The 9,141-nt window shown below is 34.5% G+C and carries 8 protein-coding genes; 2 read left to right on the top strand and 6 right to left on the bottom strand.

Annotated features, from left to right (window positions below):
• Positions 1 to 383 precede the first annotated feature (383 nt).
• Positions 384 to 758 (bottom strand): DUF956 family protein, encoded by a 375-nt coding sequence (locus tag OSO01_RS18390; RefSeq protein ID WP_147211905.1) that lies wholly within the window; start codon positions 756 to 758, stop codon positions 384 to 386.
• A gap of 348 nt (positions 759 to 1,106) precedes the next feature.
• Here OSO01_RS18390 and OSO01_RS18385 point away from each other — a divergent pair, with 348 nt between their 5' ends.
• Positions 1,107 to 2,003: a macrolide 2'-phosphotransferase gene (locus OSO01_RS18385; RefSeq protein WP_147211904.1), complete on the top strand. Its 897-nt coding sequence runs from the start codon at positions 1,107 to 1,109 to the stop codon at positions 2,001 to 2,003.
• 154 nt (positions 2,004 to 2,157) lie between these two features.
• Here OSO01_RS18385 and OSO01_RS18380 read toward each other — a convergent pair whose 3' ends face one another.
• The 4 genes from OSO01_RS18380 to OSO01_RS18365 form a co-directional block, all read right to left on the bottom strand.
• On the bottom strand, positions 2,158 to 3,624 hold the full coding sequence (locus OSO01_RS18380) for a glycoside hydrolase family 1 protein (RefSeq protein WP_147211903.1): 1,467 nt from the start codon (positions 3,622 to 3,624) through the stop codon (positions 2,158 to 2,160).
• 49 nt (positions 3,625 to 3,673) lie between these two features.
• Positions 3,674 to 4,027 carry a PTS sugar transporter subunit IIA gene (locus tag OSO01_RS18375; protein WP_147211902.1) on the bottom strand — a complete coding sequence of 118 codons (354 nt, stop codon included), beginning with the start codon at positions 4,025 to 4,027 and terminating at the stop codon, positions 3,674 to 3,676.
• 42 nt (positions 4,028 to 4,069) lie between these two features.
• Entirely contained in the window at positions 4,070 to 5,314 is a 1,245-nt protein-coding gene (locus tag OSO01_RS18370; RefSeq protein ID WP_147211901.1) for a PTS transporter subunit EIIC, read from the bottom strand.
• Positions 5,315 to 5,664: 350 nt separating this feature from the next.
• Positions 5,665 to 6,003 (bottom strand): PTS sugar transporter subunit IIB, encoded by a 339-nt coding sequence (locus tag OSO01_RS18365; protein WP_147211900.1) that lies wholly within the window; start codon positions 6,001 to 6,003, stop codon positions 5,665 to 5,667.
• 201 nt (positions 6,004 to 6,204) lie between these two features.
• Here OSO01_RS18365 and OSO01_RS18360 point away from each other — a divergent pair, with 201 nt between their 5' ends.
• Positions 6,205 to 8,097 (top strand): BglG family transcription antiterminator, encoded by a 1,893-nt coding sequence (locus tag OSO01_RS18360; RefSeq protein ID WP_147211899.1) that lies wholly within the window; start codon positions 6,205 to 6,207, stop codon positions 8,095 to 8,097.
• Positions 8,098 to 8,150: 53 nt separating this feature from the next.
• Here the strand turns inward: OSO01_RS18360 and OSO01_RS18355 are convergent, their stop codons facing one another.
• The gene (locus OSO01_RS18355; RefSeq protein WP_147211898.1) at positions 8,151 to 9,134 is read right to left on the bottom strand and encodes a Gfo/Idh/MocA family protein; all 984 of its coding nucleotides are present in this window, start codon (positions 9,132 to 9,134) and stop codon (positions 8,151 to 8,153) included.
• Positions 9,135 to 9,141 lie beyond the last annotated feature (7 nt).

The following is a 9,141-nucleotide window of genomic DNA, read 5'->3' as shown; positions in this document are numbered from 1 at the left end:
ATCTTTTTACCTCCTCTTATTTTATTGGTAAGGCTTAGATAAACATGGTAAGCTCCTAAAGTGTTTTTTGTTTATGGAAAGCGTTTTCCCCCTGGTGAAAACAATAAAAAAAGGCATGAGAAAAAAGTAGGTAAAATGAAGGCAGAGTATAGATGAACCCATATACTTCGTTTTAATCACTACTTTTCACTCATGCCTGATCGAATCAGTAACACGTAAAAAATAATTGCAATAGTTATTTAAATTTGGTATGAAACCGCTTTACTTACTAAACCAGTTATTAATCAGCTTACTTTAATGAGCTTCCATAAGATATTATAGCACACCAATTTTTCCCTTACAAGAGGAAAAGGAAGGTCCTAACCCTGGCTTGTATATAAAAACTATCCTTTTCTAGATTTCTTCTTCAAATTGCGTTTCATTACATCAAAGACAGTTAATGATTTTACCATCCGATCCGGATCAACATATTCACGAATTGCCCGAAAAACCTTTTTAGGATCTTTGGAAGAAAACGTATATGTTCCATTCTTCTTGGTCTGGATAGCATAACGGGGAATCCATTTACCCTTGAACAAGACAGAAGCAATCACGTATTCAACTTCCTCCCAAGGAATTTGAATATATTTGTGGACATCTCGTTTATTATAAAATTCAAACCCTTTATCTCCAATCATAATCTTGCCATAATCCGAAATTCTTATATGTGAGGTTCCATCAATAACTAAATCAACTTTGGTATTGATTGATTGTACCATTTTATCTACCCCCATTTCTGTTAATTATTATTATACACGGTTGATCACTTCAAGTAAAAAATACGGGAACAAAGGTGATGTTGCGAATAAAATACCATTATGCTAGGATGAGTGTAATTATAAGGGAGGAGGGATTCTGTTGATCGATAACCAATCTTTGCGTTAATGCGGACGTTTCAGACACGATATGTGCCCAGATAAAGGATTGGTCTATCATTTTTGAATCCCTATACGGTTGAAAAGTATAAGCGGAGGGGGAGTTTATTTGTCTCTGCTTTTTAATCCTAAACGTATCCTTTACTGGCTGCGCGTATAAAAGCAGAATAAATAAAGAAGGATGTGGCAGATTTGGATAAACAAACTGTGTCAGAATTAGCTCGTAAATATGGACTGAATTTGGAGGGAGACGCTATCCGTTTTAATGAATCCGGATTGGATTTTCTGGTTGCTTTTGCGAAGGATACAGACGGAGAGGAATGGGTATTAAGAATACCGAGACGTGATGATGTAATGGACAGGACAATTGATGAACAGAAGGTATTAAAAGTTGTTCATCAGCATGCATCTTTTCAAGTTCCTGTCTGGTCTATTTACGAAAACGATTTAATTGCATATAAAAAACTGAAGGGTGTTCCTGCTGGTACAATTGATCCGGAAATTCAAAATTATGTATGGGAAATGGATATAGAAAACATACCAGAACAATTTCACCAGAGCCAGGGAGAGGTTTTGGCATCTTTGCACAATGTGCCGAAAAAAGAAGCTGAAAAAGCAGGTATTCCTGCATATACAGCAAAAGAAGCACATGTATCGATGAAAGAACGGATGGAGAAGGTAAAGAAACGTTTTGGTGTTGCGGATGACCTTTGGAATCGCTGGCAAAACTGGCTAAATAATGAAGAATTATGGCCAAAGGAAACAGGGTTGATGCATGGAGACGTGCACGCCGGTCATATGATGATTGATGACGATACAAAAGTTATCGGGCTAATTGATTGGACAGAAGCAAAGGTAACGGATGTTTCCAATGATTTTGTCTTCCAATATAAAGCTTTTGGTGAAGAGGCGCTTGATAAGCTTATTCATTATTATAAACAAGCCGGTGGAATTTATTGGCCGAAGATGAAGGAACATATTATTGAACTGGATGCCGCATATGCTGTAGCTATTGCAGAATTTGCGATGATTTCCGGTATGGAAGAATATGAACAGATGGCCAGGGGAGCATTGGGAGTAACGAAATAAGCTCTTTTTAAGAAATTAGAATGAAATATGTATGAAGGTAAGCCGCCTCATTGCAAAGGCGGCTTTCTTATACTATATTTTATTAAATTGGCTATATAGTATTCTTTAAACATTGGTGTATTGAAAACCTTAACTCATTAGAGCAGGTGACTGTTTACTTGTCATCCAGGCCTAAGTCTGCGCCATTGGTTGCAATCACTTTTTGATACCAATAGAATGAATCTTTTTTAAAACGGTCGCCTGTTCCATTGCCTAAATCATCCAAATCTACATAAACAAAACCATATCTTTTACTCATTTCTGCTGTACCAGAACTTATTAAATCAATTGGTCCCCAAGGCAAGTAAGCAAATATATCTACTCCATCCTTAACAGCCTCACCGATTGCTTGAATATGCTGTCTCAAATAATCAATTCGATAATCATCATGAACTGTCCCATCCTCAAAAACATCCTCATAACCAAATCCGTTTTCGGCAACCATGATTGGTTTTTGATAGCGATCCCAATATTGGCTTATAGCGTTATAAAAACCTAACGGATCGATCGTCCATCCCCAGTCGTTTCCTGTTAAATAAGGATTTTCAGTAATAGTTTCAGGGTCCATCGTATTTTTCTCTGAATCGAGCGTTCTGGAATAGTAGTAAGAAAACGCTAAGAAATCTAACGTGTTTTCTCTTAAAAGAACTTTATCCTCTTCACTGATGTTAATATTGATATTATTTTCTTTAAAGTATCTCAACATATGCCCAGGATATTCTCCTCTTAACGGGACATCTGCATAGAAATATTGCATACGGATTCTCTTCATTGCAAAAACGATATCCTCCGGCTTACAAGTACGTGGATAATATGTACAGTCAGCCAGCATAATTCCAATTTGAATCTCTGAATTGAGTGTTTTTGCATATTCTTTTAATTTTGCATTGATGAGAAATTGATGATGAATGGCCTGATATTGATCCTCTGCAAGATTCTCCGTTTTATCTCTTAAAATTCCCAAAGATTTAAATGAACAATATTGAATTAAATTTGTCTGGTTAAAAGGAATCCAATACTTTACTTTATCTCCATATCTATCTAGCAATGTTTTTCCATAACGGGTCATAAACTCGATAAGTTTAGGGTTACGGAATCCGCCATATTCAGTTAATAAATGAAGTGGAATATCATAGTGAAACATAGTCACAATCGGTTCCATACCAGCGTTTATTACTTCTTCAATGACCTTGTCATAAAACTCAAGTCCTTTTTCATTCGGCTCAAGCTCGTCTCCATTTGGAAAAACCCTTGGCCAAGCAATCGAAAATCGGAAACTATTAAATCCCATTTCTTTCATTAGAGCAATATCTTCTTTATACCTGTAATAAAATCCGTTTCCATGTCTCTTAGGATAATAGCCGGTCTTATCAGATACTGCTTTTTCCAAAGTTGCAGTAGTATGCTCATTTTCTACTAATTTACTTCTGTATTTTTTTCGATCCAGACTGGGATCAAATTTATGAATATCTGATGTTGAAAGCCCTCTGCCGTCTACATCATAGGCGCCTTCTATTTGACAGGCAGCAGTCGCGCCCCCCCATAGAAAATCCTTTGGAAAAGTAAAATTAGTGCTGTTCATTGCAAATGCCTCCTCATTTTTTAATACTATTTCTAGTTTTCTGTGTCCATTATTTACGATTTACCGTCAGTTCATATAATTCAATCATTTGCTTTGTCATACGTACCTCAGACATAATTGTCATCAAATGATCCTGGGCATGATTCAACAATAAAGAAGGTTCATGTATTACTCCACGCGCTTCATCCTGGATGATCTGTGTTTGTGATTGATGCGCTTTTAAAATTCCATTTGCATTTGCTTCATTTATTTTTTCATGAGCTGCCGTGAAGTTCTCTTCTTTTGCTAATTGAAATGCTTCGTCTGCTAATGCTCTTGCATTTCCTGCATGTAAAATAATTTGCATAGCAACAGTAGTAACTTCGTTTTCTTGATCTGCCTGTTTTTCATTTGAATTTGACATATTTATCCACCAATCCTCTGAATTTATGTTTCTATACTTTATTTATTCTGCCAGTTCTTCAGCTTTTTCTTCTTTCATTCTTTGTCTTTCAAAAACTTTAAAGAACGGATACCAAGTTGCAAGATAGACTCCAAATAGGAGAATGTAAACGAGTATTGCACGTAAATCCTCTGTAATCATGACACTTGAAAAAGGTGCAGGAATTTGTCCTACTTGAATCATCTTAGATGGAATATTCAAAAGGTCGGTATACATTGCAAGATAAACGATTGTCGGTCCGGTAATGGCGTTTATCCACATTGGTACCATCAGGAGCGGATTCATAACAACAGGTGCACTATACATAATAGGTTCATTAATATTAAAGATAGAAGGTACGATAGTGAGCTTGCCAATGGTTTTTAACCCTTTGGACTTAGAGAATAGCATTAATAAATTTAATGTTAAGGTAGCTCCGACGCCTCCCATTGTAATCAGACCGGCTGTAAATACAGCTTCGTTGGTGGCAATATTTGTTGCTGGCAAGCCTTCTGATACAGCTGTAACGTTGGCTGCTATACCTGCCATGAAAATTGGTGTTTTAACACCGTTCCACAACCAATGGGAAATTCCCAGGGTGTAGAAGAAAGTCATTATAAATATGAGCAAGACAAATCCTGGTAAAGTCTGACCAAAGTTTTGAATCGGTGAAAATGCCTTAAGAATCAAAGCAAAAATATCTAAGTTAAATTTGAAGCTTAATAATGCAGATAATCCAATGGAAAGAAAAATCGGGATAATGTTGCGAACCCATCCTATTACAAAATCCGGTAAACTTGATTTGCTTAATAGGTTCATTTTTCCAATCAGATTAAAAATAATGGCAACCAGATAACCTGCGAAAATTCCCACTATAATCCCTGTGGGACCAAATCGTCCAAATTCCACCGTCAGCATACCGTCATCGCTAATGATTGGTTTAATAAACATGAGGAATACTGGAATAGCAGTCAGACCTGCATTCACCGTGTAATTTGTCCGTCCTAATTTTTCCATAGCCTGGTTCGCCAGCATAAATGCGGTTAACAGCCCCAACATTCCGAAAGTGAAATTAGCGATTCTGCCTAGATCAGGCAAAACAGTTATATAAGAACGTACAACGTTATATAGGAAAATAACAGACCCGGTTAAAATAAACGGAATAATTTTTTGCATCGTACTTGATAAAGCTGCAACCCAAGGTTTTTGTGAGAATTTATTCATTGTTGGAGCAAATGAATTGCTCAGCCAATTCATAAAACGTTTCATTTTTTTTACCTCCTTTTTGTTTTTTGAATGGTGATATTTGTTCTTCGACATACCTTCCACATGTTAAAAAGTTAACTATGGTAAATTTTTCTTGAACAATGTTCATTCAGGTGCTTATTCATCAGCAGTGCTATAATCATTTCATTAAAGATCTTACAAAAGTATTTGAATAAGATTGAATATCAAATGTACGGCACTAAAGAAAATCTTGATTATATGCACTGCTGCATATTGTTATTTCAAATATAAAAGTATTTATTGCTGGTACTTATCACAAGTTTAATTCTTGACCAGGAGTATATCAGCTCGTTTAGATGAAATTGCTAATCGTTTTAAACGAAAATATTCATCTATTCTGCGCTGGAAGAAGCATCATTCTTTTCCCGAAGCTTAAAGGCGAAGTCTAATAACTTTTCGCCGTCTAAGGTACCGTAAATTTTTTGGGGAATAACTTCTACCGATACATTTAACGGTTTACCTAATTCTGTGAATTTTTCTCTATAAGCCTCGTAGTGAGGGCCTAAAAGCAAAACATCTATTGTTGGCAGGTGTGAAATTGCTTCTGTTTCGCTTTTCGCTTCTATTTGTATATTTAAACCTTTCTTTTTTGCAGCTTTTCGTGCTTTTTGAGCTAAGAATCCACTTGATAACCCCGCTCCGCAGCATAGTAGGATTTTTAAGTTTTCCATAGTGAACCTCTCCTTTTTTTATGATGTCTTTATTATGATTCAAAAAGTGAAGCGCCTCCACTTCACTTTTGCACGATAGGGTGCAAACAGGAAAATAAAATTAAAAAATTGCACCCTATCGTGCAATTGAGAAGTTGAACTGGGAACAACTGATTTCATTATAATGAAGTTAAAGATATATTTTAAAGTGGGGGTGATACGATGACAAACAAGAAGAAAAAATTAATGTTTTATTTGATGGAGCAACATTCTCCCTGCGCTGCTGCCGAATTAGCGAAACTTTTAGACATTTCTGTCCGGACGGTTAAAACATATATTAAAGATATTAATTTGATGACTGATAAGAAGATTATTCACTCCTCTAATAAAGGTTATTTAATTAATAAACAGGATGCGCTGTCTTTCTTGGATAAACAACACTCTTTACCGCAAAACTACTCGGAAAGAGCGTTTTATATTATCAAAAAAATATTAGTAGAACATAAAAACCCAAATGTATTTGATCTTTGTAATGAGTTGTTTATCGGCTATTCAACGCTCAAAGGTGATCTTGCAAAGATGAACACTACTTTTCAGATGTTTAATGTCCGATTCTCCACTCAGAATGATATTGTACAAATAAAAGGTGCTGAGAAGGATAAGCGCTCTTTATTATCAGATGTTATTTTTAAAGAAACAAATAATCGTATTCTTGATTTAAATACATTAAAACAATCATTTGATGAAGAGGATATAGGGAAAATATCTAATATTATCAGTGATTTTTTCAAAAAAAATAATTACAGTTTAAATAATTTTTCCTTTATGAATTTGCTGTTACATTTTTCTATTCTTATTGAAAGGGTTAAAAAAGGATACTCTCTTTCAGAAATTCGTGAAATTATTACGAAAAATGATGCTGAACTGGCATTAATTGAAAAATTATCAGAAAGGATTGAAAATGATTTTTCAATTAATTTAAATTCCTATGAAAGAAATGAAATTTACATTCTCTTTAAAACAAATGTGAATTATCTTATTGATTCCAATTACAATAAATTGAAAAAGGTAATTGGCTCAGAGTATTTGGATACAGTTTATGGAATAATTGAAGAAGTTTCGGAGTTGTATTCTATTGATTTAAATCATGAAAGCTTTATTGTTCCATTTGGCTTGCATGTTAAGTCGTTAGTAACGAGGGCTTCTTTAAAAAAATATAATAAGAACCCTTTTTTAGAAAAAATAAAGCGTGATTGGCCTATTATTTATGATATAGCAATCTTCGTATCATTAAGACTTTCAGATATATATAATATCGAAATAAAAGAGGATGAAGTCGCTTTTATTTTTCTCCATGTCGGGACGGAAATTGACAGACAAAATTCAACAACGGATAAATTAAAATGTATCCTTCTGTGTTCAGATTATTTAGGTCTTGAAAAAAAGATATACAATCAATTATTACTGGAGTTTTCTAATGATATTTCCATTGAAGCAATACTGTCCAGCTATGAAGAAGTGGAGAAATATTCTTTTGATTTATTGATTACAGTTATTGAAGACGAGAGAAATAATTATTATCCGTCTGTGTTAATTTCTCCGTTCCATCTAGATAATCAAAAGAGGGAAATTCACGAAAAAATATATGAAATACAGCAATCGAAGAAAAGAGAACTTATCTTCAATAATTTTGATAAGTATTTTCATGAAGAGTTATTCTTTAAACTGGAAAGTGTTTCGAAAGATGAGGTTATTGAAATTGTATGTGATAAGATGGAAGACATGGGCTTTGTTTCGCACTCCTTTCAAGAAGATGTATTTGAAAGAGAGAATGCTTCTTCAACATCCTTTGGACAAGTTGCTATACCGCATTCTGTTCATATGAATGCGTTGCAAACAAAAATTGGTATCGTAGTCAGTAAAAGAGGTATTATTTGGGGTGATAATACGGTAAATGTTGTTTTACTGATAGCTATTAATAAACTTGATAAGCAAATATTTTTAACTATAAATGACTCTATATTATCCTTATTTGAGAATCAAGATGTTTTTGAAATGATGAAGAATGCATCAAATCTATTGGATTTTAAAGATGTTGTTTTTTTGAATATATGATTCAGGCCCCTCTATAATAGAGGAGCCAGGAAGAATAGAATTATATAAATCAGTTATTTTTGATCGGCGGGATAATAAATTCCGCCTTTTTTTCGTGCCTGTTCGAAGACTTTTATTACCTCATAAGAATAGTCTAGTAATTCATAGCATTTGGAGAAATTGCTGCTGTTAAATATATCGTTAAAGACTGCTAATTCGTATATTAACCAGTTGCTTTTTGTCTGGCTGTTTATTTCGGTTACTTCATCATTTATATAGGTTATCACTTGTTTACATACATTCGCTCCATCCTTAACATGAATGTATCCTTTCTCTCCTTGAATTAACCCAAAGTTCATACTGTTTGAGTCCTTTGCCCCAACACACTCTGCTATGAAATCAGGGTATTTCATCACGAGTACACCGGATGTGTCAATGCCGTTTCCATGTATATTTGCCGTATAGCTTACAGAATCCGGAACACCAAATAGATTCATAACAAAATGCAAATTATAAATATTAATATCGGCTAGTGCTCCGCCGGAAAAAGCGGGATTAAAGACATTTGGGTTTTCACCATCTAACAGCTTATTATAACGGCTTGAATATTGACTGTAGTTACATTGCACGAATTTTAGTTTCCCCAGCTTTTTAACTTCTTCTTTGACTGCTTGATAATTAGGTAAATGAATGTTTGAAATAGCTTCAAAGAGCATTAATTGGTTTTGTTTAGCTAATTCTATTAATGCTTTTGCTTCCTTTGCAGTTGAGGTAAACGGCTTCTCACAAATGACATGTTTCCCATGTTTTAACGCTTGAAAAGCATGCTCAAAATGCAGGCTGTTTGGTGAAGCAACATATATAAACTCAATACTTGAATCGGCAACCATTTGATCTAAATCTGTATAAATTTTATCTATTTGATACTTATCTGCCAAAGGTTTCGCGGTTTCTTCTTTACGGGAATAAACTGCCACACAGCTTGCTCCTTCAATTTCATTTAATGCTGTCAAAAACCAGTCTACAATAAAACCTGAACCAATCGTTGCTATCTTCATTTTGTAA

Source organism: Oceanobacillus sojae (assembly GCF_007991515.1).
Classification (GTDB): Bacteria; Bacillota; Bacilli; order Bacillales; family Amphibacillaceae; genus Oceanobacillus; species Oceanobacillus sojae.
This window is presented reverse-complemented; position numbering and strand designations above follow the sequence as displayed.